The following is a 25,786-nucleotide window of genomic DNA, read 5'->3' as shown; positions in this document are numbered from 1 at the left end:
CGGCCGGTCACGTCGGCAGGTGTGTGTCACGGTCGTGCCGTGCTCTTCGGTGGCGCGGTCGAACTGCGGACCACGAGGCTCGTCGGAAGCACTATCTGGCGCGGCCCCTCCCACTCGTCGGTGACCAGCGACTTCAGCATCCGCGCGGCTTCGTATCCGAGCTGGTACATCGACTGGTCCACAGTGGTCAGCCCTGGCTCGGTCAACGCCGACTCCGGGATGTTGTCGAACCCGACGACCGACAGGTCCGCGGGGACGGAGAACCCCAACTCCCTGGCGACCTCCAGGACCTTGAGGGCCATCCCGTCGCTCGCCGCGAAGATCGCCGACGGCGGGTCCGCCCGTTGCAGGAGGGCACGCGCCAACGGAACTGCCGACTCGGGGTTGAAATCCCCTCTGCCGATCAACGTCGGGTCGATCGGGATGCCGGCGTCGGTGAGCGCCGCCCGGTATCCCTCCTCTCGGGACCACGCCGCCACCAGGCTGGAACGGCCCGCGATGAACCCGATGCGCCGGTGGCCCAGGCCGAGCAGGTGCTCGACCGCGGTGGTGGCGCCCGCGAAGTTGTCGGCCGTCACCGAGGGCGCCGTCGAGTCCCTGGCCGGGTCGATGGCCACGACCGGTGTCCGGCTCTGGACCTCGCCCCAGGGCGTGACGACGATGCACCCGTCGGTGAGAGTGCCCGACAGGCGGGTCAGATGCCGCTGCTCCCAGCCCTCGGAGAACGACCCGTAGAGGTCACTGTTGGCGTAGATGATCAGGTCGAAGCCCGAGCGGCTCAGAGCCTTCATCACCCCCTTGAGCACCTCCGCCGTGTACGACTGAAAGCTGTGCGTCACGAGGCCCAGAACGTTGGTGCGGCTGCGCCGCAGGCTCGTGGCCACCAGACTCGACTCGTAACCGAGCTGCTCGATGGCGGAACGAACCTGGGCGATAGTGCGGGCACTTACGCCGTATTGCCCGTTGACCACGCGCGAGACGGTGGCGGTGGAAACGCCGGCGACTCGGGCGACATCACTCATTGTTACCGGCGCATTGACACCAGTCATGCCGCTCCCTCTGGTCTGCAATCGTTATCGGTTACGTTTCCAGGGTGTTGCCAACGTAACCGATAACGATTACAAAGACAAGACCTTTTCACCCTCACGCGAGCCAGAGAAGGCCGTCCTACCAGGATCCCTGTGAGGGAACCGCTCATCATCAGTCGCCGTCGTGGACACGTGAACAGTCGTCGCCGTTGACGGCCGATGTGGACGGCTCTTCCCCGCGGCGGTTCAGCCCATCGACAACGGAGGGCCACACCGTCCGTCAGGGGCCCATTCCGCACAGCGATGGGGCGAGGAAAGTGGAATGCGGTAGCGCGATAACGGGTTCTGTGCGCCCCGCCACCGGTCGCATACCGGGCCCACCCGACCCGCCCCCGCGCCGTCGTCTCAGCCCTGTGTCGGCAGGACCGTCACGCCGGTCAGATCCCGGACTTCGGTGGTACCCGTGAAGACCTTCGGCGTCGCCGACCCGTCCGGGTCCGCACTGATGACAAAGCTGCCGGCAAGGGTGCGATCGTGGGACGAGAAGCCGACGTACACCTCGATCTGTCCGGGTTCCACGGTGTAGTTCATGTTCCGGTCGTAGAAACCGAGCTGACCGGTGGGCAGGTCGAACCGCACCGCCACCCGCTGACCCGCGGCGGCCGAGACGCGGGCGAAGCTCTTCAACTCGAGGACCGGTCGGGTAACCGTTGCCTGCGGGTCACGGACATAGAGCTGGACGACCTCCTCGCCCGCTCGGTGCCCGGTGTTGGTGACCGTGACCTCGACACCGACGCTGTCCCCGGGGCGGACCTCCGCGCTTTCCACCGTGGCCTCGTCGATCGTGAACGACGCGTATCCCAGGCCGTGGCCGAAGACGTATCGCGGGCTGACCGGCGAATCCACGTAGTCGCCGTGCCAGTGCGACCGACCGCCGGACACCTTGTGGCCGTAGAAGACGGGTATCTGCCCGACGGTGCGGGGATACGAGATCGGCAGCTTCCCACTCGGGTTCACCTCGCCGAGGAGCACCTCGGCGATCGCCTGCGCCCCGGTCTCGCCAGGCAACCAGGCCATCAGGACCGCGGCGCACCTCTCGTGCAGGAAGTCGCTGCCGACGGGTCGACCAGCCACGAGAACCGCGACGACGGGAGTGCCCGTGGCGACGATGGCCCGGACCAGGTCCTCCTGCACGCCGGGCAGGTCCAGGCTGGACCGGTCCCGCGACTCGCCCGTGGTCGCCCTGGGCGTCAGCCCCGAGCGGTCTCCCAGAACCAGCACCGCGACATCGGCCGCCGCGGCGGCCGCGACGGCCTCGCCGAACCCATCCGTCGACGGATCGACCACATCGCAGCCCGGCGCGTACAGCAGCCGGTCACCCAGCCGAGCAGCGAGCGCGTCACGCACCGTGGGCACACCGTCGGTACTCTCGTCGATCTCCAGATCATCCGGAATCGTCATCATCTCGCCGAGCAGACCCCGCCGTTTACGGGCCTCCGTCAACGCCTCGATGTGGGCCGCGAACGAGTAGTCACCGAGCAGATGTCGGGCGTCGTCCGCGTTCGGACCGATGAGAGCGACCGTTCCGGCTCCCGCAAGAAGCGGCAGGACGCCGTCGTTCCTGAGTAGGACGAGGCTGCGGCGAGCGATCTCGAGCGCCACGTCCCGGTGCCGCTCGGCGTTCACCGTCGTCACGACCGTGCCCTCGTCGACGTACGGGTTCTCGAAGAGTCCGAGTTCGAACTTGTGCCGAAGGACCCGCGAGACCGCTTCGTCGAGCCGAGCCTCGCTGACCTCCCCGGCGTCCAGTGCGCGCCTGAGGGCGTCCGCGTAGGCGTCCGTCGCCGGAAGCTCGACGTCGACACCCGCGGTGAGGCCCACCGTCGCCGCCTGCTGCTTGTCCGGCGCGAAGTGGTGGTACGAGTGAAGGTCGTTGACGGCGAAATAGTCGGACACCACGCTTCCCGCGAAGCCCCACTGCCGGCGGAGGATGTCGGCGAGGAGTTCCCGGTTGGCGTGGCACGGGATCCCGTCAAGCTCGTGGTAGCCGGCCATCACCGACTGGAGCCCGCCTTCGCGGACCGCCGCCTCGAACGGATACAGGTACACCTCGCGCAGGAGACGCGGTGGCAGATGGGCCGGCGCCCAGTTCAACCCACCCTCGGACGCCCCGTAGCCGACGAAGTGCTTGGCCGTCGCGATGACGCCGTCGGTCAGGTCGGCACCCTGGAGGCCCCGGACGAACGCCACCCCCATCCGGGCAACCAGATACGGATCCTCGCCGTAGGTCTCCTCCGTCCGGCCCCATCGAGGGTCACGCACCACGTCCAGCACCGGGGAGAGCCCCTGGTGACTTCCCATGGCGCGCATCTGGGCGCGTACGGCGTCCGCCAGTTGTCCGTTGAGTTCCGGCGCCCAGGTGCTCGCGACCCCGATCGCCTGCGGGAAGATGGTCGCCTCCCGCGCCATCACTCCCGAGCACACCTCCTCGTGCACGATCGCCGGGATCCCCAGCCGGGTCTCGGTCACCAGGAACCGCTGGATCGCGTTGGCGGCCCGCGCCACCTGCGCCGCCTTCAGGCTGGTCGCCCCCGCGACGCGGGTCACGTGCCCCAGGCCGTGTCCAAGGATCGGCCGGGCCCGCTCGACCGAGAACCGTCCGCCCTCCAGCACCGCGAACGCCCAGGTGCTTCCCAGTTGGGCGAGCTTCTCCTCCCGGGTCATCCGTGCCAACAGATCCGACACCCGTTCCTCGACAGGAGCGGTCACATCGACGTAGGTCGCCCCAGTCTCGGGCTTAACAGTGGTCACCCGGTCACCCCAATCACGGCCACAACCTGCTCTTCCGGCCTCACCGTCACGACGAACCCGCTCCTGTCCGCGTGCGGCGCGGACGGCGGCAGGGAGGCGGTGCCGGTGAGGCGCGCCTGGGAGGGAGACGCCCGATCGCGTGTGGACGGCACAGCGCGGGCCGCCCGGCAGCGAAGATTGATCACGGGCATCGTGTTCCCTACCGTAAACGTAATCGGTAACGTTTACATAGATCGTGAACGTAATCGACGCCCATCGCGATGTCCAGAGCTCGCACACACCCCCACCACCCCTCGGTCCGGCGCCGTAGCAGAGATCTCGGTGTCGGGACCTCGCACGAAGGGAGCCAGCCCTGAAAACCCACCTCGACCGAGTGCCGGACCACCTGGCCAGCACCGAGAGTCGACTCCCCCACCGCTACCGGCTGCCGGCCCGGTCCTGGCGCGAGCGGCGGGCCGCGACCGTGTCGACGACCAGCGAGGAGGCGTCGTGAACACCGCACGCCTGCTCCTGGATCCACGCCGGCGCGTCGCGCCGGTGCCGCGCCGGCTCTTCGGCTCGTTCGTGGAGCACCTGGGCCGCTGTGTCTACACCGGCATCTACGAGCCGGGGCACCCGACGGCCGACGCGGACGGCTTCCGGGGCGACGTCCTCGCGCTCGTGCGGGAGCTGGGCGTCACCACGGTCCGCTATCCGGGCGGCAACTTCGTCTCCTCCTACCGGTGGGAGGACGGTGTCGGCCCGGTAGACCAACGACCGGCCAGGCTCGACCTCGCCTGGCACAGCCTGGAGACCAACGCGTTCGGGCTCGACGAGTTCATGCGCTGGGTCGGCAAGGCGGGCGTCGACCCGATCATGGCGGTCAACCTCGGCACCCGCGGCACCGCCGAGGCCGTCGACCTGCTCGAATACGCCAATCACCGCGGCGGGAGTCACCTCGCCGACCAGCGGCGCGACAACGGCGCCGCGGACCCGTACGGGATCAAGCTGTGGTGCCTCGGCAACGAGATGGACGGCCCGTGGCAGGTGGGTGCACGGACCGCACCCGAGTACGGGCGTCTCGCCGCGCAGACCGCGAAGGCCATGCGTCGCTTCGATCCCACTCTCGAACTCGTCGCCTGCGGCTCGTCACACCTCGGCATGCCGACGTTCGGCAGTTGGGAACGCGACGTGCTCACCGAGGCGTACGACGACGTCGACCTGATCTCGCTACACGCCTACTACCAGCCCGTCGACGACGACCTGCCCAGCTTCCTCGCCTCCGCCGAGGACATGGACAGGTACATCGACGCCGTCACCGCCATCGCCGACTCGGTCGGGGCGATCCGCAGGTCGACCAAGAAGATCATGATCGCGTTCGACGAGTGGAACGTCTGGTACCAGTCCGCCGCCCCGTCCACACCGCCCAGCGGCGAGGACTGGCCGGTCGCGCCGCCGCTGCTGGAGGATCACTACAGCGTGGCCGACGCCGTCGTCGTCGGCGGCCTGCTCATCAGCCTGCTCCGGCACAGTGACCGGGTGACCGCGGCCTGCCAGGCCCAACTGGTCAACGTCATCGCACCGATCATGACCGAACCGGGCGGCTCGGCCTGGCGCCAGACCATCTTCCACCCCTTCGCCCGCACCGCCCGGCACGCCCGGGGAACCGTGCTCGACGTGCTCCGCGACAGCAGCACGACGACCACCGACCGCTACGGTGAGGTCGACGCGGTCGACGCGGCCTCCACCTGGGACGACGGCACCGGCGAGATGACCGTGTTCCTCGTCAACCGCGTCACCGCCACCCCGGCAGACGTGACCGTCGACCTCAGCGGCGCCCAGGCGACCGGGATCATCGAGTGCGTCACCGTCGGCGGCACCGACCTGGACGCCAGGAACACGCCCGACGGCCCGGACCACGCCGCGCCGCGCCCCAACGCAACGGCGCATCGCGTCGGCGCCGGGGTCCGGCTGACGCTTCCGCCCGCGTCCTGGACCATGCTGCGGCTGACGGCCACGGAGGCGACCCCGTGAACGACTGACGAACCGTCGGACGCGCCCCGGCCGCTCACTCCTGGCTGTCTGCCAGGGGCGAGCGGCCGGGCTTCCCCACCGCACCGAGGAAGGTATCGGGCCTGGCGCTACCGGGCGACCGGCGCGCTCTGGGAACCGTTGAAGAGCTTGTCGCCCTGGTAGTGGGCGACCGCCGGAGCGTCCAGCTCGCCATGGACGGTCTTCGTCAGCCGGGCGACCCCGTTGTGCACCGGGACCGACCCGAGGTGCGTGTCGCCTGCGTAGAAGTCGACCGTGCCGGAGGGGGCGGAGGAGCTGGTGCTGACGGCACCCACGGTCGCGGTAGCGGTGACCTTGGTCTGGTGCGAGGCACCGGCGGGTGCCGTCGTGACGTCGAGGCCGGTCGTGGTGGCGCGGAACGTCAGGGTCCGCAGATAGTGGTTCAGCAGCGGGCGCCAGACGTGCCAGGTGTGCACGCCGGGCACGTTGAACTCGTCCAACTCGACGCCGGCGGCCAGCAGGGCGGCGGCGTTGCGCTGTGAGTTCTCGGCGATGTTGCCCAGGCGGTCCTGGAGGCCGGTGCCGATCATGATGCCGCCGGCCACCGCCTTCATACGGTCGATCTGCGCCTGGCTGGCCGCCGGCCCACCCGCGCTCCAGGCGGCGTGGTAGCCGAACAGGTCGGTGTGGTTGTACATGATGGTGTACGCCCGGCTACCACCAGCGGAGAAGCCAGCGAACGCGCGGTCCTGCGGGCGGGCGGAGACGTGGTAGTTCCGCTCGACGAACGGGAAGATGTTGTTCCGCAGTTCGTTGACGTAGCCCTCGTTGCCGCCCGGAAGGCCGTTGAAGTCGGTGGACACGATCACCATCGGCTCCGCGGCGCGGTCCTTGATCGCGTTCTCCAGGATGAGGTGCGCCACGCCCTGCATCGTCCAGGCGGTCGAGTGGTCACCGCTGCCGTGGCTCAGGTAGAGGGTCGGGTACGGCGTCGCCCGGTGGGGGTCATAGCCGTGCGGCAGGTAGACGACGATGTCGTGCACTCCCGGCGGGTTCGTCGACAGCGGTGAGGTGTACCGCCGGGACTCCAACCGGCCGGTCCTGGCGACCGGCGCCTGGTAACCGGTGTCGTACGTCGGGAACTTCTTGCTGGTCGGTACGTAGATCGTGCTGCGTACGGCGCCGGGCGCTCCCGGGTACTGCGGTTGGAGCTGCCACGGGTTCGCGGGATCGTCGTGCAGGGTGCAGCCGGTGGCGAGCTCGTTGGTGCAGTCGTGGGTGAACGCGTAGCGGAAGGTGCCGGCGGGCAGCGGCGTGGTGAACGTCCACACCCCGTCGGGGCCCTTCTGCATGGGCTGGATGTGCCATGGGGTCGCCGCGACGTCGCCGGGCTGCCACGCAGCGGGTGGCCGGGCGTCACCGCAGTCCTGGCACGGGATGTTCTCCGGTCGGGAGTAGAACCAGTCGCCGTAGACGTGGACCTGCTGGACGCCCTCGGGCGCCCGGTACCTGAAGGTGACCGCGTACCCGGTCGGAGGCTTGTCGGTGCGGGTGACGGTCGGGCCCAGCGGCGCGGGCGGCGCGGCCGACGCCGCGGGGGCGGCGACCGTTCCGGCCGCGACGGTGATGGCGGTGAGCAGTGCGAACATCAGCCGGCGCCCCGGCGCCGGCGTCAGGGGACGGGGAGGTGCAACGGGCATGTTCCTGCTCCCTCTTCGGCATGCGGTCACACCGCAGCCAGCGGCCGACCGACCATTCGATTGGTGAGGTGAACGGATACCAGGGGCGAGCGATAACCCCGTGTGAGCGTTAACATCGCTCCTTGTCAAAATAGAACCATGAATTGCATTGATGGGTCAAGGCGGGAACGGGAAATCGTTTTGACCAATCGAGAGGAAAAACAATTAGGGCAGGTTTCAGCGGCGCCAGCACGATTGGCGCGCGAATCCATCTCGGGTCAATTCGTCGAGCGATCGCGTGCCGACAGGTCGCGACCAGGAAGCACGTACGGGAGCGACCTGCCGGCGCGGCGGTTTACATCCCTGACTCCAACCTCCCATCGACTCGTCGGGGAATGGCGGTGTACTCGTCTCGCAGTTCCTCGGGGAGGATCCAAACCGGGGCGTCCTGCCACGCCAGAGGGCGAAGGAACCGCCGGATCGACGTGGCGCCAACCGAGGTGTGCACGGCATTGGTCGACGGCCAGGGCCCGCCGTGGTGCTGGGCCCACGACACGCGGACACCGGTGGGATAGCCGTCGAAGATGACGCGACCCGAGCGGGCGGCGAGCACGTCGACCAGCCGGCGTACGACGTCGTGGTCGTCGCCCGTCGCGCGATGGACCGAGCCGGTCAGCGACGGTGGCACCGTCGCCAGCGCGGCATCGAGCTCGGCGACGTCGCGATACCGCACCACGACCAGGAGCGGGCCGAAGCACTCGTCGGTGATCTCGGCGGTCAGGCCCGACAGACCGACCTCCAGGAGCGTCGGCGCGACGGTGAAACCCGCACCGGAGTCGACCTGGGGCCGCGCCGAGACACGAGCGCCGGCCCGCTCGAACGCCGTCGCCTGCCTTTCGTACGCGTCACGGATGCGCTCGTTCAGCAGGACCGCACCGCCGGAGGAGGCGACTCTCGCCCGCAGCACGTCGACCAGGTGGTCACCGCCCGGATCCGACGGGATGAACGCCAGCCCGGGCTTGGTGCACAGCTGACCACCCGAAGCCGTGAAGGAGGCGAACAGCCCTTCGGCGATCTGGTCTCCGTGGTCGGCGGCCGCGCCGGGCAGGACGACGATCGGGTTCACGCTGCTCAGTTCGGCGTACAGGGGGATGGGATCAGGTCGTCCGTCGATCGCCGCCTGGATGGCGCGGGCGGCGCCGACGGAGCCCGTCAAGGCGGCCGCGCGGATCGCGGGGTGACGCACCAGCGAACGTCCGGCCTGTTCCCCGTACACGATCGCGATCACACCCTCGGGCCCGCCTACCTCACGGACGGCCGACGCGATCGCCTCGGCGGAGGCGTGTGATGTCAGCGGGTGGGACGGGTGGGCCTTCAGGACCGTGGGGCAACCCGCGGCGAGTGCGGAGGCGGTGTCGCCCCCGGCGACTGAGAAGGCGAACGGGAAGTTGCTGGCGCCGAAGACGGCGACCGGGCCGAGGGGTACGAGCATCCGCCGCAGGTCCGGGCCGCGTCCGAGTGGTGTGTCGGCGGCGTGGTCGATGGCCGCCTCAACGTACGCTCCGTCGCGCAGCACGTCGCCGAACATCCGGAACTGCAGCGCCGCCCGCGTGAGTTCCTGGTCCAGGCGCGCGTGGCTCAGCCCGGTCTCCGCCACCGCGGCCGCGACCAGGTCCGCTCGACGGGACTCCAGGGACGCGGCGATCGTGTCCAGCATGTCCGCTCTGCCGAGCCTCCCCAGGCCGGACAGCCACCGCGCCGCCCGGGACGACTGGCCGGCGATCGCCTCCAGCCGGGAATCGTCCGTCTCGGTGAGCTCCGTCGCGCGACGGTGGCCGTCGCGCGGATCGACCGTGATGACCAGGTTCACAGCAGTCCTCTCTTCGTCAGATTGCCCATGAGATCGCGGACGCCGAACCGCCAGGGCTCGCACTCCTCGGCGTGCCACACCCGATTGACCAGAGTGCCGAGCGCCGGGCAGCTGATCCGCACCACGTCGTCGACCTTGTGGGTGAAGCCCTCACCCGGGCGGTCGCGGTCCTGGATGGGCGCGAACATGGTGCCGAGCATCAGGGCCGCGCCGTCGGGATAGTGGTGGTGCGGGCCGATCAGCTGCCGCACCAGCACCTCCGGATCACGCGACATCTGGGTCATCTCCGAGACCGCCTCCAGCAGGAAGCCGTCCACACCGCGAACCTCCAGGCTCACCTCCAGCTCGCGCACCCGTTCCATGCCGAACCGGTCGTCGAAGAGCCGGATCAGGGGGCCGAGGGCGCAGGAGGCGTTGTTGTCCTTGGCCAGGGGAAGCAGGAGCGCCGAGCGGCCCTCGACATCGCGCAGGTTCACGTCGTTGCCGAGGGTGGCGCCGACGATCCGGCCGCTGGACTGGACGATGAGCACGACCTCGGGTTCCGGGTTGTTCCAGGTCGACGCGGCGAGCACGCCGACCGGAACGGCGGTGCCGACGGCGGAGAGGATCTGCCCCTTGGTGAAGATCTCGGCGTCCGGGCCGATCCCCACCTCCAGGTACTGACTCCACATGCCCTCGGCGACCAGCAGATTCTTGAGCCGATCCGCCTCCACCGAGCCCGGAGTCAGGCTGTGCAGGTCGACACCGACGTCGGCGAGCATCCGTTGACGGATGTCCGCCGCGAGGGCCAGGTCCCCCCGTGCCCGTTCCTCGATGACACGTTCGATCATCGAGACGGGGAATGTCACTCCGGCGGCCTTGAGCGCCTGGAGGTCGACCGGAGCGAGCAACCAGGGCCGGGTACGGTCGCGGGTCGCGGCACCGGTGTTGGCCAGCATCTCCTCGAAGGTGCCCATCCGCGGCCCGTCGAGCCCGGCCACCGTCGCTGCGGGATCGGGCAGCTCGCAGATGTCCCGGACAGTCGGGAACCGGTGGCTGAGGTCGATGACCTCGCCGTTCCGGACGGCCACGGGCGAGGGGCCGTCGACGGACGGGTCCCAGATCCGGCCGATCAGGACACTGTCGTCGACATCGTCCGGCAACGCCTCGGCGGCGGTCCCGACCCAGTCCGCACCGACGGCCGTCCCTCGGGGCCGTGGGACCGTCATGAGCCGCTCTCCAGGTTGAAGAAGGACCGCTCGTCCCGGGGGCGGATGTCGTAGACGGCGTCCTGGAACATCCGGAGCGGGTGCGGTGTGAACGGATGCTGTTCGATCGCGGTGAGATCCAGCTCGATACCTAGTCCGACCCCGGTCGGGATGAGGATGTCGCCGTCGTCGGTCAGCATCAGCCGCTCGTTGGTGATCTCGGGACGCCAGGGCACGTCGGTCGCCATGATCTCCAGGTACCGGAAGTTGGGCAGCGTGGCCCCTAGTTGCAGGGTCGCTGCGGTACTCAGCGGACCGCTCGGGTTGTGCGGCGCGAACCCCACGTAGCTGGTCGCGGCGAGCGTGGAGATGAAGGCCAGCTCGGCGATCCCGCCGGCGTGCGTCACATCGGGCTGGACGAAGTCCACCGCCTGGCGGGCGAGCGCCGGCGCGAAGCCCTGCCGGCCGTACCACCGCTCCCCCGCGGCGATCGGCACCGGCGACGCGCGACGGACGTCGACGAGTGCGTCGAGGTTGTCCGGCGGGCACGGCTCCTCGAACCACACCGGGTCGAACTGCGCGATCTCCTTCGCGACCTTGATGGCATGCCGGACGTCGAAGCGGCCGTGGCCCTCGACGAACAGCTCCACCTCGCGGCCCACCGCCCCTCGGACGGCGTCGATCTGGGCGAGCACCCGGTCCAACTGCGCGGTGGTGATGGTGAGGTCGTAGTTCTCGAACGGATCCCACTTGAGGCCCCGGAAACCGGACTCCACCGTCCGGCGCGCGGCGGCCGCGTAGTCCTCCGGAGTGACGGCGCCGGAGAACCAGCCATTCGCGTACGCCCGGACCCGGTCGCGGGTCGCACCGCCGAGAAGCCGGGAGACCGGTACGCCCAGGTCGCGCGCCGAGATGTCCCACAGGGCCATCTCCAGCGAACTCAACGCGGTCATGATGACCGGGCCGCCGCGCCAGTACCAGTCCCGCGCGGTCTCGTAGAGGATCTTCGAGATGCTGGTGGGATCCAGGCCCACCACCGCCTCGGCCAGCTCGGCGATGGCACCCTGGACGGCCCGTTCCTTGCCCTCCAGGGTGGCCTCACCGAGCCCGACGATCCCCTCGTCGGTGTGTACGCGCACGATGACGAGGTTCGTGCGGTAGAAGTCGACGACCAGTGTGTCGACGGAGACGATCTTCATGTGTCGGCTCAACCCTTCACTGCGCCAGCGGTCATGCCGGACACCACGTACTTCTGCACCAGGAGATAGAAGGCGACGGCGGGCAGCGTGAACAGGAAGGCGACGGCCATCACCGTCTGGATCGGTGTGCCCAACTCGCCGATGAAGTTCGCGATGCCGACGGAGGCCGGCTGCAGGTCCGGATTGAAGATGAACGTCACCGCGAACACGTACTCGTTCCAGGCGTGGAAGAAGGCGATGACCGCGGTGGCCGCGATCGACGGAGCGATGAGTGGCACGTTGATGCGGGTCAGGGTGGTGAAGGGCCGCGCGCCGTCGGCACGCGCGGCTTCCTCCAACTCCTTCGGGATGCCGTCGATCGCGCCCTTGAGGATCAGCGCGACGATCGGCAGGACGAAGGCGGAGTTCACGAGGACGAGGCCGGTCAGCGAGTCGAGCAGCTCGAACCGGCGGAACAGCGCGAACAACGGCACGACCATGAGCGCCTCGGGAAGCATCTGCGTGAACAGCAGCACGACGGTCAGCACGGCCTTGCCCCAGAACGAGAACCGGGACAACGCGTAGCCGAGCGGGATACCCAGGCCGACGGAGAGGACCATCGTGCCGACGGCGATGATCAGGCTGTTCAACAGCCATCCGGCCGCCTTGCCCTCGGCCAGCGCGTCGACGAAGACCCCGAACTGGCCGACGTCCGGCGTGAGCCGGGGCTGATCGGCGAAGAGGTCGCTGTTGCTCGACAGCGCCGTGACGAACATCCAGTACAGCGGGAACACCGCGACACCCAGCACGACGAGCACGGCGACGATCCGTGCGGTGACACCGAAACGGAAGCGCCTCATCGGACGTCCCCCTTCTCCACGGCACGGGCGACCAGTCGGCTGCCGATGATGACGATGAGCGAGATGACGACGCCGACCATTCCGATGGCCGCCGCCGATCCGAGTTCCTTCGAGTCGAACGCCTGCGAGTAGAGGTCGATGACGAGTGTCTCGGTGGCGCCGACGGGCCCGCCCTTGGTCATCAGCCAGATCAGCTCGAACCGCCGCAGCGACCAGATCGTCATCAGCAGGGCCAGCAAACCCACGGTCGGCTTGATGACCTGCCACGTAACGGCGCGGAAGGTGGCCCATCGTCCGGCGCCGTCCACCGTCGCGGCCTCGTTGAGGTCCTGCGGAACGGACTGCAGGGCGGAGAGCAGCACCACGGAGGTGAACGGGAACAGTTGCCAGATGGTCGTCGCGAGCACCGCCGGGAGCGCGTAGCGCGGGCTGTCCAGGATGGCGCCGCCGGGCACACCGAGTCCCACCGCGTCGAGGAACCGGTTCACGATGCCGTACTGCGCGTTGAGCATCCAGGTGGCGATGAGCGCGACCGCGATGCCAGGAGCGGCCCAGGGGACGGTCACGAGGGCCCGCGCCACGCCACGGCCCCGAAACTTCTTGTTGAGCAGGAGCGCGACGCCGAGCCCGGCACCGATCGCGACAACGACGCAGGTGATCACGTAGACGAAGGTGATCAGCAGGGTGCGGTGGAATTCGGGGTCGCCGAAGATCCGGTTGAAGTTGTCGAGCCCGACCCACTCGCTGCGGGTGGGGTTGAGCAGCCTCGTCCTGGTGAAGCTGAGGTAGACCTCCTGGACGAGGGGTACCGCCTGGAAGACCAGGATGAACAGGGCTGCGGGTGCCAGGAACAGGTACGGCGTCCACTTGCTACCCAGCGGGCTGGACCGACGCCGGGGCCGGCCTGGGGGTGTTGTCTTCGGTGCTCCGGTCTGCTCGACCACAGTCATCGGGTTCGATCCTTCGGGGGAAAGGACGCTGCCGGCGCACGGATCGTTGCGCCGGCAGCGTCGCCGTGTCGAGCGATCAGCGGACCAGTTCGGTCGCCTGCTGCTGGGCGCGATCCAGTGCCGACTTGAGGTCGGCCTTGCCCTGCAGTGCCGCGACCACGTTCTGCACGACCACCTTGCGGATGTCCGGCGTCTTGGCCTCGAACCCCAGGACGATCTGCGGCAGGCTGGTCTCGGTGAGCCCGTCGAAGACGGGGAGGAACGGGGTCGCCTTGAGCGCCTCCGCGCTGCGCTGCGTGGTGGTGGCGACGCTGCTCGCGCCGAGGATCTCCTGCAGCTTGACCTGGTTCTGCGGCTCCAGCGCCCACTTGATGAAGGTGCCGGCCTCGTCCTTGCCCTCGCTCGCCTCGTTGATCACGATTGGTGCGAGGATCGCGCCCTGCTTGCGGACCGGGAACGGGATGGGCGCGACGTTGAAGTTCAGCTTCGCGTTCTGGCCGCGCGTGGCGGTCACGTAGCCGCCGTTGTTGAGCTCCATCCCGACCTTGCCCTCGGCGAACATCCGCCGGAACGTCGCCGCGTCCGCTCCGCGCGGGATCACGTTCGCGTCGTACAGGTCCTTGTATGCCTGCAGGCCCTTGAGGTTCTCGGGCGAGTTGATCGTCAGGTTCTTGCCGTCGGACCACGCGCCGCCGAAGCCGTAGACGTAGTTGAAGATGTCCTGCCAGACACCGGCCTCCTCGGCTTCCGTCTGGCGGAACGCCAGGCCGAAGACGTCGCCCTTGGTCAGCGACTTCGCAGTGGAGGTGAACTGCTCGTAGGTGGTCGGCGGCGTCGGGATCAGGTCCGCGTTGTAGAACATCGCGTAGTTCGACGCCTCGAAGATGACGCCGTGCCGGACACCGTCGTGGACCATGAACTGGTCGGGCTGCTTGATCAGGTCGTACTTGCTGGCGTCGATCACCTTGTCCAGCGGCGCGACGAGGCCGGCGTCCGAGGCGGCCTCGAACTCGGGCATGTCGAAGCGGACCAGGTCGGGGCCCTTGCCGCTGCCCATCTGCGTGAGCACGGTCTGGCCGAAGGTCGGGTACGGCACCGCGGCGGCGGAGACCTGGACCTTGGTCTGGCTCTGATTGAACTCATCGAGCCACTTCGTCAACAGGGGCCCGCGGCCCGGGTCGCCGAAGGTCGAGGCGGCGAAGGTCAGTTTGGTGACGCCATCACCGGAATCGCCGCCAGAGCCGCAACCGGTCAATAGAGCGGCGACCACGCCGAGGGCACATGTCGCCCTGGCGATGCCGAAACGAGCGCGCTGATTACCCATCGTTACTCCAGTGTTACGAATCAGAGTCATCCGGATTAATTTGCAACGATCGTAGCGCCATGTGCAACGGTGTCAAGTGGCGATTGCGCATCGCGTCGACTACATTGCACATAATGCAACAACGGCGGCCGTGATGCCGTCACGGGAGGGGAGAACTGGCCTTGGCGCAATCGATTCGCCGCGCGATCGACCTCATCCGCCGGTCGGCGGAGCACCCGCTGTCTCTCACGGAGGCGGCGGACGTGCTCGGCGTGCACAAGTCCACGGCCCTGCGGATCCTGCAGACGCTGGAGTCCGCGCGTTTCGTGCGCCGGACCGGTGCGGGCACCTACGTGCTCGGCAGCGGCCTGATCGAGCTGTCCGAGCTCGCGCTCGGCTCGATGGACCTGCGCCAGCCCGCCGCCGCACACCTCCGCGCGCTGCAACGCGAGACCAGTCATACCGTGCACCTGGCGCAGCTGACCGGCGACGAGATCATTTACATCGACAAGGTTGACAGCCCGGCGTTCGACGCCGTCAAGCTGCCGTCCCGCGTGGGGCGCGCCGTGTCGATCTACGCGAGCGCCGTCGGCAAGACGATCCTGGCGTACCTACCCCTGGAGGAACGCGATCGCCTTCTCTCCCACGTCGTCTTCGAGAGGTTCACCGACACCACCCTCACCGACCACGCCTCCCTCGAAGCCGAACTCGCCCGCATCCGCGAACGTGGCTGGGCAATGGACAACGGTGAGCACGACGCCTACGTGATGTGTGTCGCCGCCCCGATCAGGGATTCACGAGGGCTGGTCATCGCCGCCGCCTCGATTACGGCGATCGAGGTCATCGCGAACCTCGACCAACTGAAGAGCAATCTCCCGCTCCTCCTGGAGACCGCGAACCAGATCTCGTACGAGCTCGGCTACACACCTCTGCCATCAGCGAGCCCGGACGGCACCTGACATGACGGCTGATCGATTGGTAAAGCCGAAGATTCAGGTTGGTCCCTGAATCTCACGATGTTACCGGCCGGGGGCAGCCGGGGGGACGGTCCAATACCACGTCTCGAGCAACTTCGGCTCCCCCAGTCCATTCACCCGCTCGACGAGGGCGTCGTCGCCACGGACGTACCCGGCGGACCGGGCTACCCGCTGCGAGGGCACGTTGCCCTGCACGATACCGAGCCGCAGCCGGGAGAAGCCCAGTCTCACGTGGCAGAACTCCGTGATGAGCCGCAGGGACCGCGAGGCCAGGCCCCGGCCGCGGTGCGCCGGACCGATGGCGTACCCGATGACCCCGCTCGCCACATGGAGGGCGACGAGCCCACATGGCTCCCCACCGTCGCGCGTGACGGCCAGGTCGACAATGCGCTGTGCCTGACGCCGTCGGATTCGGATGAGAAACGCGTCCGCGTCGAACGGAGCGGGGATGTCGGTGTTCGCGGCCATGTCCGCCGCGTCGAACAGCCGTGGCATGTACGGCGTATCCGCGTCGGCCCATTCTCGCAGCACCACCCCCTCCCCCGTCAGCACGAGAGGAGAGTCGGTCGGATCGAGCGGCGGCATATTTGTCGACTCACACCTCACCACAACATCCTTACACGGGCGTCACCCGGACTTTGTCGCCGAGTACACGGGGCCGGGTTGCCGCGTGACGCGACGCGTGCGCGGCCCCGATTCTTTACTCCGATGTCACCAACACATCCCACAGGTGACGCGTCGGTGTCTGTCCGCACGGGTTGGCTGGCCAGCGTCGCACTTGCCTGACCAGGAGCTGATTTCACGTGCCTTCCTCTCGTCGTACGTTCCTCGCTGGCAGCGCCGCTGCCGGTGTAGGCCTTGCTGTCGCCGGGGGCTTGCCGTCCCTGGCCCAGGCCAGCCCGGGCCGGCCTCACCCGCCGGTCAAGGCCGGTCACGTGCCCTTCCCGCCGCTCGTGGACGACCCCAAGGGAATCCTTGCCCTGCCCGAGGGCTTCAGCTACACCGTCGTCACCCGGACCGGCGTCACCCGGCTCGACCGTGGCCAGGGCATGACCCCCGCCGACCACGACGGCATGGCCGTCTACGACGCCGGCAACGGTCGTTACACCCTCATCCAGAACCACGAGATCGACCCGGGCGCCGAGTTCGGCGTGCCGCACGTCAAGGGAACGGTCTACGACGCGGGCGCCGTCGACGCCGGCGGTTGCACCGTGATCAAGACTGACCGTGCGGGCCGCAACCTGGGTGAGTTCGTCGCTCTCTCCGGCACCATCTCCAACTGCGCCGGCGGGCCGACTCCGTGGGGGACCTGGCTCACCTGCGAGGAGACCGAGGACCGCGCCGGCGACGAGTGGGAAGAGGGCGACCGGTCCGGCGTCTACCAGAAGGATCACGGCTACGTCTTCGAGGTCTGGGCCGACGGCAGCGCCGACCCGAGGCCGATCAAGTGCCTGGGCCGCTACTCCCACGAGGCCCTGGCGATCGACAAGGACCGCACCAGCATCTACCTCTCGGAGGACGCCGACGAGCCCAACGGTCTCTTCTACCGCTGGACGGCGCCGCGCGGCGTCAAGGTGGGCCCCGGTGTGCTCACCCGCCTCGCACCGAACGCCGGCGTCCTCGCCGCGATGCAGATCATCATGGACGACGGCTCGGTGCTGCCGGACGTCGCCTACCTGACCTCCGCCCAGCTGGGCCGCCCCTTCCCCGTACGGTGGATCGAGGTGCCGGACCGCGACGCGCGCACCAAGTCCGTGCGCGAGCAGTTCACCGATGGCCAGGTCACCCGCGGGCGCAAGTTCGAGGGTGTGTGGGGCACCGACGAGGGCGTCTACGTGGTCAACTCCTACGCCTGGGACGAGGGTGACCTGCCGGCGGACGCGGCGCCGCACGACGGCATGGTGTGGTTCTACAACTACAAGGCCCAGACCATCGAGCTGGTGACGTACTTCCCGCACCAGACCGCCTCCGAGGAGGGGTCGCCGGTCAAGTACAACGACCTCACCTTCGACGGCCCGGACAACGTGGCCGTCACCCCGTGGGGAAGCCTCGTGCTCGCCGAGGACGGCAAGGGCACCTCCCACGTGCTCAGCGCGATCCCGGGCGGCCCGACCTACGCGATCGCCCGCAACCAGCTCAACGACTCGGAGTTCTGCGGGCCGGTCTTCAGCGCCGACGGCAAGGTGCTCTTCGTCAACATGCAGGACCCGGGCCTCACCCTGGCCATCACCGGCCCGTGGGAGAAGTACCTGGGCTGATCGAGCCAGGTCGACCGGTGGGGGCAGGCGATCCGCCTGCCCCCACCGCATCCGCGCCGCCAGGTTCGGCCGACGCCCTGCGGCTCTATTCAGGCACCGCGTCGGACGTCACGAGGTGCGCGGCAGGGCGAGCCAGTCCTGCCAGGTGATGTCGCGGCCCAGACAGCGAGGCTGCCGAAAGGGCCAGTCCGCGGCGATCCACTGCGGCACCAGCGCGTCGAGCGCGCGCTCCGCCTCGCCGCCGACAAGGTCGTCCACCACCCACCAGGAAACCTCACCGTCGGAGCCGACGCGCTCGGGCGGGTCGACGTAGACGCAGCCGAGGATCGCCGTCTCCTCCTCGTCCAGCAGCGCGTAGTTGAACGACTGGTGCGCGGCTATCTCCTTCTCGTGCCGCAGCAGGTCGACGCGGTCCTCTTCATAGGTCATCGTCTCCGGGGGCCACGCCCAGGCCGGGCCGAAGATCTCCCACAGGCGTTCTCGCGAGCCCATCACCGCGGGGTAGTCGAGCGCGGTGTCCGCCTCCCGGATCGGCCGCAGATGAAGCGCGGTGCCGGGCACGGGCACGTGGACAGGGTGGACGAAATCGTTCGGCAGCCAGCTCATAAGGGCCGAGGCTACCGCCGGTCGGCGCGAGATGATCAAGAATAACCGGGAGGCCGGCCCTGCCCGCAACCTTCAGCGGTGGCAGCGCCACACCAGCGGCCGGTACGCCTGGTTCTCGTAGACGGCACCGACCACGGTCAGACCGTCGTCGCTGATCCCGTTGGCCATGTACGTGCCGGCCCCGGTCGCCCGGACCTCGGGCCGGCCCGGCAACCGGCGGGACGTGCCGTCCGGGGCGACGACCAGCGGCGCGCCGTCGCCGACCAGCAGGTCGCCGTTGCCGGCGATCCCACTCGCCCCCGGAAACGGCAGCAGACTCACCGCCCCGGTCGTGAGATTCCACCGTACCGGCAGCATCTGCACGCCACCGCCCCGCTGGGCTCCGGGAACCATGCCGATCGCCCATTCACCGCGCGCCGAGTCGACCGAGGCGCGCGGGTAGCCGTCAGGCACCGCCAGCGCCGCCCCGGTGCCCTGCGGCGTCCACCGGTAGGGCAGTTCGCCCATCGCGCCGACAACCGTGCCGTCCTCGGTGATCCCGGTCGCGGCGGATCCTGGCTGACCGACCAGCCGGAACTCCTGCGGGCGGTCCGCCGACCACAGGACGGCCTGGCGTGAATCGCCGGCTCCACTGGCGGTGCCGGCGATGTCGCCCCGGCCGTTGACCGCGTGCACGAGGACGGCCTGGTAGCCGGGCGGGGTGGCCAGGAAGCGCAGTTTCCCGTCCCGGTAGACCCAGCCGGTGCCGTCACCGTTGGTGCCGACCACGTCGCCACCCGCGTTGACCGCGGCCGCGTGTCGCGCGCCGGCCGGCAGGACGGATGCCTGGCCGTCGGCCCACCGCACGACCCGCCCGTCCTCCTGCCCGGTGCCGATGTCGCCGACGATGTACCGCCCGGTGGGGTCGACGCGGTTCGCCACCGCGACCGAACCGCCGACCGGCCGCGACAACCACGACGCCTCGCAGTTGATCGGCGCGACCGGGGCAGTCGGCGCGGTCCCGGCCGGTGATGGCGCGAGGACCGGCACCGCCGGGGCCGGACGGCTGGTGGTCCCGTCGAGCTGGACGGCGCCCACGACGGCGAGCCCGGCCACCACGGTGACCGCGGTGATCCCGCCGATGCGGCGGCGCTGGCGTCGACGCCGACCGTCGCGGACCGCGCGGCCCACGTCGACCCTCGGCTCGGGAACCGACGCCGACTGCAGCAGTGCGGCGATTCGCTCCTCGTCCAACGTGGTCATCTCGGACTCCTCCCGGACATCTCGGTAACGTCGAGCACCTGACGGACCGCCACCAGTGCCCGAGCCGTCTGCGACTTCACGTTGCCTTCGGAGCAGCCCATCGCGGCGGCGGTGTCGGACAGCGACAGGTCACACAGGAACCGCAGGACCAGGACGGTGCGCTGGCCGCGAGGAAGATGGGCGAGCGCGGCGACCAGGCTGTCCCGCTCGGCCAGCGCTTCGTGCGGCGTGACCGGCGTGCGCTCTGGCTCTGGTGTCCACCCCAGCAACCAGACCTTCGCCCAGCTCAACCTCTTCTCGTCGACGAGCTTGTGGACCAGCATCCGGTGCACGTACGCGTCGACGTTGTCGGCCCGGCTGACCCGGCGCCAGTTCACGTACAGCGCCGTTATCGTCTGCTGCACCACGTCGTCGGCCAAGTGGGCGTCGCCGCACATCAGGTACGCGGTCCGATGCAGGCTCGGCAGTCGCGCAGAGGCGTACTCCACGAACTCACGCTCGGTATCCACCATTGAGGCTCCCTCCTCCGCAAGCTCGACGGGTCCGGACCACCGTCAGGTTGCGTCAACGCCGAAGGTCGGCGGGGAGCCAGAGCCGAAGGTCGGCGGGGAGCCAGATCAGCGCCGGTCGCCGTAGCGCCGGCAACCCGCCGTCATCGCGGTCGGCTCCTCGCCACGACGTCCAGGCGCGATCATCGAGTCACGATCCGTCGGGAGGGTTGGCCGGCTGCTGTCCCGGCCAGAACGGCCACTCCTCGAACGCCCGGCACCGTCCGTCGTCGGCGAACCGCATGATCCACAGATCGCGGTACTCCTGGTCGACCGGGTCGCCGTAGCGGACCTCCTGGCGCGTCACGGCGGTGTCGCCGTCGACCGCGACGATCTCACTGGTCATCTGGAACACCTCGTCCGGACCCTTGCGCTGCTTCTCCCACATCCGGGCGATGGCTGGCAGGCCGACCACGGGCGTCCAGTACGGCCCCTGTTGGTAGCTCGCGTCCTCGGTGAAGATCGTGACCAACTCGTCCGTGCCCGGCGTGCGCCACACCCGCTCGTAGGCGGCAAGCCAATCGGCCACGTGCTTCCTGTCCATGGAATCACTCTGCCATTCGGCGGGTGGCAGGCGGCGGGAATCGCCCAGCCGCTGATGGAAGGCCTCGCCGTCGGAACCTACCGGCCCCGGGCATGCCCCCGTCGTGCTGGTCAGGCGCAACGGCGGTCGGTGGCCCGAAGAGGCCACCGGGTGGGGAACGCGGAATGCGGGCGGCGCGGCACACGATCGGACAACTCTGTGCGGTACCGCTGCTGTGGCTGCCGTTCAGGCGGTTTCGACGATCCGGTTTTCCCAGGCCCAAACGGCGATCTCGGTGCGGTTGCGTAGGCCGAGCTTCGTCTGGATGGTCGAGACGTGGCTTTTGACCGTACTCAGGGAGATGAACAGCTCGGCCCCGATCTCCAGGTTGGTGCGGCCGCGCGCGATCTCCCGTACCACCTCGATCTCGCGCTCCGACAACGACGGCAGTGACTTGTCGGGCTCTGGTTTCGCCGTGGTGAGGTGGCGTAGCAGCCGTACGGTGACCGACGGGGAGACCAGCGCATCGCCGTTGTGGGCGGCGCGTACGGCCTCGACGAGCAGGGCCGGACCGGCGTCTTTGAGGATGAAGCCGGCCGCGCCGCCGCGCAGTGCCCCGTACACGTATTCGTCGAGGTCGAATGTGGTGACGACGATGACCCGCATCGGGTTGGGTACGCGGGGCCCGGCCAGCGCGCGGGTCACCTCGATGCCGTCGAGCCGGGGCATCCGGATGTCCACCAGGCAGACGTCCGGGCGCAACTGGCGGGCCTGGGCGATCGCGTCGACACCGTCTGACGCCTCGGCGATGACGCTGATGTCCGGCTGGTCTTCGAGAATGAGCTTCAGGCCACTGCGGATCATCGCCTGGTCGTCGGCGAGCAGTACACGGATCGTCATCGCGACCGTCCACCGGCAACAGGCAGGGTGGCCAGGACCGACCAGCCGGCGTCGGAGCGGGGACCGGCGTGGAGCGAACCGCCGAGGGTTTCAACGCGTTCGCGCATGCCGACGAGGCCGTACCCGCCCCGATGGGCAGCGCGGACAGGGCCCGGTGGTGCGTCGTCGACCACCTCGACCGTGACGCCGGAGGGGTTCTGGTCGACGGTGACGATGACGCCGTGGGCGTGCGGTGCGTGGCGGGCCACGTTCGTCAGCGCCTCCCGGACGATCCGGTACACGGTGCTGGTCACCTCCGGTGGCCATGCCGTCCTCTGCTCGGGCATCCGCAGGCGCACCGGCGGGCCCTGCCGGTTGAAGCGCTCGACGAGTACGCCAAGCTGTTCCGGCCCGGCCGAGGCAGGTGGCGCGTCCTCGGCATCGCGTAGCAGCCCGACCACGCGGCGCATCGCGCGCAGCGCCTCGGCGCCCGCGGCCTCGATCCCGGTCAGCGACTCGGTCACCTGCCCCGGGTTCTTCCGCACGACGACGTGGGCGGCCTGCGCCTGGATCAGCATGCCGGTGATGTGGTGGGCCACCACGTCGTGCAGTTCCCGGGCCAACTCCAGCCGCTCGTCCCGGCGTACTTTCTCGGCGGTGGCCGCAGCCCGTTCGTCGAGCAGCCGCAACGCCAGCCCGACCGTGACCGCGCCGAACCAGGCCGCAGCGTTCATCGCCACGACCCCCGAGGCGCCCGAGGCATGCGGCCGGGCGGCGAGATAGGCGCTGCCGACCACCGCGAGCCCTCCGACGGCAAGCACACCACCTGGTACGGGAGGCAGAGCGCGCACCGCCGACCCGACGAGCACGGCGAGCGCCAGCGCCATGGCCGGTCCCGGCTCGGTCGGGAGGTGGAACACCCGGGCCGCCGCGATGGCCAGTCCAGCGATCCCGAGACCGGCGATCGCCGCCCACGCCCGCTGCCGCTGCCGTACCAGCGCCAGCACGCAGACCACGACGGCGGCCGCACCGCCCGCCAGCCAGTACCGGGCGCCCCAGGTCTGGGCGATCGCCGTGGCCTCGATGCCGATCACGGCGAGGAAGACAACGGCGAGTCCCGCCGTCGCCGCGGCCCGGAACAGCCGGTCCCAGATGCTCATCCTGTTCACTCCAGCATGGCGTTCATCGCCGTTCGGTGTGTCGTGTTCATGCCGATGACGCTAGGAGATCGCCACCCCACGCGAACCGGTCAAAAGTAGGGTCGTCGGCGTACCCGCCCCTGCTTTGGACCGATGCCCGGCCTGCCCGCCGTTCGCAGGATAAGCCCATGCAAACACCACTCGTCCTGCACGCCGAGCAGCTGACCAAACGGTACGGCCGCCGCACCGCATTGACCGACTGCGACCTGAGGATCCCGCGCGGACATGTCGTCGGGCTGGTCGGTCCGAACGGAGCCGGCAAGTCCACACTCCTCCAACTGGCCTGCGGCCTGATCGGACCGACCTCAGGTACGTTGTCCGTCCTCGGGGCCAGGCCGGCAGCCAACGCGGCGCACCTGGCCCGGGTCGGCTTCGTTGCCCAGGACACCCCGGTGTACGCCTCGTTCACCGTCGCCGACCACCTGAAGATGGGTGCGTGGCTGAACCCGTCCTGGGACCCGGCGTTGGCCGAGCGACGGATCGCGGAGGTCGGCCTGGACCTCGCACAGAAGGCGGGTCGGCTCTCCGGCGGCCAGCGCGCGCAGCTCGCGATGGCCATCGCCGCCGCGAAGCGACCCGAGCTGCTCATCTTCGACGAGCCCGCTGCCGCGCTGGATCCCCTGGCGCGTAAGGGGTTCATGCACAGTCTCGTGGAGTTCGTGGGCGAGCTCGGCGCCAGTGCCGTGCTCTCCTCGCACCTGTTGAGCGACGTCGAGCAGGTCTGTGACTACCTCGTCGTACTCTGCGCCTCGCGCATCCAGATCGCCGGTCCGGTCCGGGACCTGCTCGCCTCGCACCGCCGGATCGCCGGCGATCCGGCGAAGATACCCGCCGGGGTCGAGGTCATCTGGGCGGAGCACGGCGGCGCCCTGGTCCGGGGCGAGGCAACGGTACGGGCCAGGGACGCCAAGCCGGTCACGCTGGAGGAACTGGTCCTCGCCTACATGTCGCGGGCCGCCGACACGGGTACCGCGCCCCGCGCGAGTGCGGTGGTGTCCCGATGATCAGGATGAGCCTGCGGCAGTTCCGCGTCCAGGCGCTCGTCGGAGCGATCCTGTTGGTCCTGGCCGCCGTCTACCTGTTGCGCCTCGGCGGGGACATCCGTGCCGTCCGCGACACGTCTCAGCTTCCGAGCCAGTACACGCAGACGATGCTGTTCCTCGCCGCCGGTTTCGGCCTGGTACCCGCGCTCATCGGTGCGTTCTGGGGCGCGCCGCTCGTCGCCCGGGAGCTGGAGACCGGCACCCATCGACTGGTGTGGAACCAGAGCGTTCCCCGCCGCCGCTGGCTCGCGGTCAAGCTGACGGTGCTCGGCCTTGCCAGCATGGCCGTCGCCGGCACACTCAGCGCGCTGGTGACGTGGGCGGCTGCCCCGGTCGACCAGGTGGCCGGCGACCGCTTCAGCGCGATCCTGTTCGGCGCGCGCGGTATCGCGCCCATCGGGTACGCCGTCTTCGGCTTCGTTCTCGGCGCCGTCACCGGGCTGCTGGTCCGCCGCACCCTGCCAGCGATGGCGGTGGTGTTCCTCGCCGTGATCGCGGTGCAGTTCGCCGTGCCGAACCTGCTGCGACCGCACTACCTGCCCGCCGAGCGGGTCACCATAGCGATGAATGCCGACGCCATCAACCAGGCCCGGTCGCTGGGCAGCATCACCGGTGGGCCAGTTATCGGGGGGCTGGAGGTACCGGACGCCTGGATCACGGATACCAGCAAACTCTTGACACCCGACGGGCGGCAATTGTCCGACGCCGCCTTCAACGAGTGTCTCGGCAACGCCCCGACGACCGGCGCCACCGGGACGTTCGGTGACACCGCGGTATGTCTCGGCAAGCTCGACCTGCACGTGGACGTGGTCTACCAGTCCAACCGGCGATTCTGGCCCTTCCAATGGATCGAACTGGCGCTGTATCTCGGTCTCAGCGTGCTGCTCGCGGCGGTCGGCCGGTGGCGCGTCCAGCGCCGGGTCAGCTAGCCCGGGCCGAGCGCACTACTTTTCGGCGGGACTGGCTCTGCGGACCAGAGGCCCGGTCCTCGGGTCACCTCAATTCGAGAGCTCGTAGAGTTCCCGAGGTGGACACCGAGAAGGTACGACAGGCGTACACGTCGGTCGCAGAGCTCTATATCAGTTTGTTCGGCACAGTTCAGCAGGTGGACGCCGACGACCTCGCCTTCATTGGGCGACATCTGGCGGGCCGGCCCGGCACGGTGCTCGATCTGGGGTGCGGACCCGGCCATCTCACCGGTTACCTCTGCTCCCTGGGCGTGGACGCAGCGGGAATCGACATGGTTCCCGACTTCATCGCCCATGCGCGGGCAGCCCACCCGGGCGTTGAGTTCCAACTCGGGTCGATCGAACGTCTCGGCGTCGCCAACGGCTCCGTCGACGGCATCCTGGCCTGGTATTCGTTGATCCATCTACCGCCGCAGGACCTCGACCGCGTGCTCGCTGAGTTCCGGCGAGCAATGGTTCGCGGCGGAGGGTTGGTGCTGGGTCTCTTCGACGCCGACGAGGTCGGCGCCTTCGACCACAAGGTCGTGACCGCCTACCGCTGGCCTGTCGACGAGATCTCCGAGCGACTCGTCCGGGCCGGTTTCCAGGAGGTCGAACGCCTACAACGGCCCAGCGACGGCAACCATCGACCGCATGCCGCCATCGCGGCGATCGCAGTCGTGTAGCGGCCTTGGCTGTCGCGACC

General features: G+C 69.2%; 22 protein-coding genes. 6 read left to right on the top strand and 16 right to left on the bottom strand.

Features of this window, described 5'->3' with window-relative positions; genetic code table 11:
- Window positions 1-26 precede the first annotated feature (26 nt).
- Together ACQEUX_RS04005 and ACQEUX_RS04000 are read right to left on the bottom strand one after the other, a co-directional pair.
- Entirely contained in the window at window positions 27-1,049 is a 1,023-nt protein-coding gene (locus tag ACQEUX_RS04005; RefSeq protein ID WP_433041231.1) for a LacI family DNA-binding transcriptional regulator, read from the bottom strand.
- A 384-nt stretch (window positions 1,050-1,433) separates the two neighbouring features.
- Window positions 1,434-3,839, bottom strand: a complete 2,406-nt coding sequence (locus tag ACQEUX_RS04000; RefSeq protein ID WP_433041228.1) for a glycoside hydrolase family 3 N-terminal domain-containing protein — start codon at window positions 3,837-3,839, stop codon at window positions 1,434-1,436.
- Window positions 3,840-4,328: 489 nt separating this feature from the next.
- Between ACQEUX_RS04000 and ACQEUX_RS03995 the strand changes: the two genes are divergently transcribed.
- On the top strand, window positions 4,329-5,852 hold the full coding sequence (locus ACQEUX_RS03995) for an alpha-N-arabinofuranosidase (protein ID WP_433041225.1): 1,524 nt from the start codon (window positions 4,329-4,331) through the stop codon (window positions 5,850-5,852).
- A 107-nt stretch (window positions 5,853-5,959) separates the two neighbouring features.
- On the opposite strand, the gene ACQEUX_RS03990 is transcribed toward ACQEUX_RS03995, so the two are convergent.
- The 7 genes from ACQEUX_RS03990 to ACQEUX_RS03960 all read right to left on the bottom strand — a co-directional run bounded on the left by ACQEUX_RS03990 (window position 5,960) and on the right by ACQEUX_RS03960 (window position 14,879).
- Window positions 5,960-7,531: an alpha/beta hydrolase-fold protein gene (locus ACQEUX_RS03990; protein ID WP_433041222.1), complete on the bottom strand. Its 1,572-nt coding sequence runs from the start codon at window positions 7,529-7,531 to the stop codon at window positions 5,960-5,962.
- Between the two features lie 334 nt (window positions 7,532-7,865).
- Window positions 7,866-9,380 carry an aldehyde dehydrogenase (NADP(+)) gene (locus tag ACQEUX_RS03985; RefSeq protein ID WP_433041219.1) on the bottom strand — a complete coding sequence of 505 codons (1,515 nt, stop codon included), beginning with the start codon at window positions 9,378-9,380 and terminating at the stop codon, window positions 7,866-7,868.
- Window positions 9,377-10,588, bottom strand: coding sequence for a fumarylacetoacetate hydrolase family protein (locus ACQEUX_RS03980; protein WP_433041216.1), 1,212 nt, complete (start codon window positions 10,586-10,588; stop codon window positions 9,377-9,379). The genes ACQEUX_RS03985 and ACQEUX_RS03980 overlap by 4 nt, the downstream gene beginning before the upstream one ends.
- Window positions 10,585-11,766 carry a mandelate racemase/muconate lactonizing enzyme family protein gene (locus ACQEUX_RS03975; protein ID WP_433041213.1) on the bottom strand — a complete coding sequence of 394 codons (1,182 nt, stop codon included), beginning with the start codon at window positions 11,764-11,766 and terminating at the stop codon, window positions 10,585-10,587. The genes ACQEUX_RS03980 and ACQEUX_RS03975 overlap by 4 nt, the downstream gene beginning before the upstream one ends.
- An 8-nt stretch (window positions 11,767-11,774) precedes the next feature.
- Window positions 11,775-12,605 carry a carbohydrate ABC transporter permease gene (locus ACQEUX_RS03970; RefSeq protein ID WP_433041211.1) on the bottom strand — a complete coding sequence of 277 codons (831 nt, stop codon included), beginning with the start codon at window positions 12,603-12,605 and terminating at the stop codon, window positions 11,775-11,777.
- The gene (locus ACQEUX_RS03965) at window positions 12,602-13,555 is read right to left on the bottom strand and encodes a carbohydrate ABC transporter permease (RefSeq protein ID WP_433041209.1); all 954 of its coding nucleotides are present in this window, start codon (window positions 13,553-13,555) and stop codon (window positions 12,602-12,604) included. Before ACQEUX_RS03965 ends, ACQEUX_RS03970 begins: the two co-directional genes overlap by 4 nt.
- 76 nt (window positions 13,556-13,631) lie before the next feature.
- Complete coding sequence (locus tag ACQEUX_RS03960; protein ID WP_433041206.1) at window positions 13,632-14,879, bottom strand: ABC transporter substrate-binding protein; 1,248 nt, start codon at window positions 14,877-14,879, stop codon at window positions 13,632-13,634.
- A gap of 161 nt (window positions 14,880-15,040) precedes the next feature.
- Between ACQEUX_RS03960 and ACQEUX_RS03955 the strand changes: the two genes are divergently transcribed.
- On the top strand, window positions 15,041-15,817 hold the full coding sequence (locus ACQEUX_RS03955; protein WP_433041204.1) for an IclR family transcriptional regulator: 777 nt from the start codon (window positions 15,041-15,043) through the stop codon (window positions 15,815-15,817).
- A gap of 60 nt (window positions 15,818-15,877) precedes the next feature.
- Here ACQEUX_RS03955 and ACQEUX_RS03950 read toward each other — a convergent pair whose 3' ends face one another.
- Window positions 15,878-16,387 carry a GNAT family N-acetyltransferase gene (locus tag ACQEUX_RS03950; RefSeq protein ID WP_433041202.1) on the bottom strand — a complete coding sequence of 170 codons (510 nt, stop codon included), beginning with the start codon at window positions 16,385-16,387 and terminating at the stop codon, window positions 15,878-15,880.
- Window positions 16,388-16,638: 251 nt separating this feature from the next.
- Here ACQEUX_RS03950 and ACQEUX_RS03945 point away from each other — a divergent pair, with 251 nt between their 5' ends.
- Window positions 16,639-18,093 carry an alkaline phosphatase PhoX gene (locus ACQEUX_RS03945; protein ID WP_433041199.1) on the top strand — a complete coding sequence of 485 codons (1,455 nt, stop codon included), beginning with the start codon at window positions 16,639-16,641 and terminating at the stop codon, window positions 18,091-18,093.
- 108 nt (window positions 18,094-18,201) lie between these two features.
- On the opposite strand, the gene ACQEUX_RS03940 is transcribed toward ACQEUX_RS03945, so the two are convergent.
- The 6 genes from ACQEUX_RS03940 to ACQEUX_RS03915 all read right to left on the bottom strand — a co-directional run bounded on the left by ACQEUX_RS03940 (window position 18,202) and on the right by ACQEUX_RS03915 (window position 23,051).
- Window positions 18,202-18,699: a GNAT family N-acetyltransferase gene (locus ACQEUX_RS03940; RefSeq protein ID WP_433041196.1), complete on the bottom strand. Its 498-nt coding sequence runs from the start codon at window positions 18,697-18,699 to the stop codon at window positions 18,202-18,204.
- A gap of 72 nt (window positions 18,700-18,771) precedes the next feature.
- Complete coding sequence (locus ACQEUX_RS03935; RefSeq protein WP_433041193.1) at window positions 18,772-19,941, bottom strand: hypothetical protein; 1,170 nt, start codon at window positions 19,939-19,941, stop codon at window positions 18,772-18,774.
- A complete protein-coding gene (locus tag ACQEUX_RS03930) occupies window positions 19,938-20,453 on the bottom strand; it encodes a SigE family RNA polymerase sigma factor (RefSeq protein ID WP_433041190.1) in 516 nt (171 codons plus the stop codon). Before ACQEUX_RS03930 ends, ACQEUX_RS03935 begins: the two co-directional genes overlap by 4 nt.
- Before the next feature lie 187 nt (window positions 20,454-20,640).
- The gene (locus ACQEUX_RS03925; RefSeq protein ID WP_433041187.1) at window positions 20,641-21,033 is read right to left on the bottom strand and encodes a nuclear transport factor 2 family protein; all 393 of its coding nucleotides are present in this window, start codon (window positions 21,031-21,033) and stop codon (window positions 20,641-20,643) included.
- A gap of 225 nt (window positions 21,034-21,258) precedes the next feature.
- The gene (locus ACQEUX_RS03920; protein ID WP_433041184.1) at window positions 21,259-21,912 is read right to left on the bottom strand and encodes a response regulator; all 654 of its coding nucleotides are present in this window, start codon (window positions 21,910-21,912) and stop codon (window positions 21,259-21,261) included.
- On the bottom strand, window positions 21,909-23,051 hold the full coding sequence (locus tag ACQEUX_RS03915; protein WP_433041181.1) for a sensor histidine kinase: 1,143 nt from the start codon (window positions 23,049-23,051) through the stop codon (window positions 21,909-21,911). Before ACQEUX_RS03915 ends, ACQEUX_RS03920 begins: the two co-directional genes overlap by 4 nt.
- Before the next feature lie 167 nt (window positions 23,052-23,218).
- Here ACQEUX_RS03915 and ACQEUX_RS03910 point away from each other — a divergent pair, with 167 nt between their 5' ends.
- From ACQEUX_RS03910 to ACQEUX_RS03900, 3 genes are all read left to right on the top strand, one after another.
- Complete coding sequence (locus ACQEUX_RS03910; RefSeq protein WP_433041178.1) at window positions 23,219-24,094, top strand: ABC transporter ATP-binding protein; 876 nt, start codon at window positions 23,219-23,221, stop codon at window positions 24,092-24,094.
- Complete coding sequence (locus ACQEUX_RS03905) at window positions 24,091-25,062, top strand: ABC transporter permease subunit (RefSeq protein ID WP_433041175.1); 972 nt, start codon at window positions 24,091-24,093, stop codon at window positions 25,060-25,062. The genes ACQEUX_RS03910 and ACQEUX_RS03905 overlap by 4 nt, the downstream gene beginning before the upstream one ends.
- Window positions 25,063-25,160: 98 nt before the next feature.
- On the top strand, window positions 25,161-25,766 hold the full coding sequence (locus ACQEUX_RS03900) for a class I SAM-dependent methyltransferase (protein ID WP_433041173.1): 606 nt from the start codon (window positions 25,161-25,163) through the stop codon (window positions 25,764-25,766).
- Window positions 25,767-25,786 lie beyond the last annotated feature (20 nt).

Origin of the sequence: Micromonospora sp. CA-259024 (assembly GCF_050936255.1) — a bacterium.
In the GTDB taxonomy this organism is placed as follows: Bacteria; Actinomycetota; Actinomycetes; order Mycobacteriales; family Micromonosporaceae; genus Micromonospora.
Note: the sequence above shows the minus strand (reverse complement) of the source record. Positions and strands in the feature narration are given on the sequence as shown.